2 tRNA genes are annotated in these 364 nt (G+C 40.7%); both read right to left on the reverse strand.

Features of this window, described 5'->3' with window-relative positions:
- Positions 1–138: 138 nt before the first annotated feature.
- Positions 139–214, reverse strand: a tRNA-Ala gene (locus ACEO2X_RS14265).
- A 70-nt stretch (positions 215–284) separates the two neighbouring features.
- A tRNA-Ile gene (locus tag ACEO2X_RS14270) sits at positions 285–361 on the reverse strand.
- Positions 362–364: the final 3 nt, after the last annotated feature.

Below are 364 nucleotides of genomic sequence, written 5' to 3' on the forward strand. Positions count from 1 at the left end.
TTTTGCCAATCTGTTAATGAATTAATGCGTCTTCGTCAGACCGCACTAAATACTGTGATATTTAAATCACAGAACTTAATAAGCTTATACTTACTAAATTCTGTAATCTTTAGCTTATACCCATACTAAATAAGTACGTGGTGGAGACTAGGAGAGTCGAACTCCTGACCTCCTGCGTGCAAAGCAGGCGCTCTACCAACTAAGCTAAGTCCCCAGCTTATCATCTGTGATTCGATATATCTTCAATTCCTGTAACTTGATTTATTCAATCTAGGTCAAAGTCATGGTGGGTCTGACAAGACTTGAACTTGTGACCCCACGCTTATCAAGCGTGTGCTCTAACCAACTGAGCTACAGACCCTCA

It is taken from the genome of Acinetobacter sp. AL9, from assembly GCF_041464035.1.
Lineage (GTDB): Bacteria > Pseudomonadota > Gammaproteobacteria > Pseudomonadales > Moraxellaceae > Acinetobacter > Acinetobacter towneri.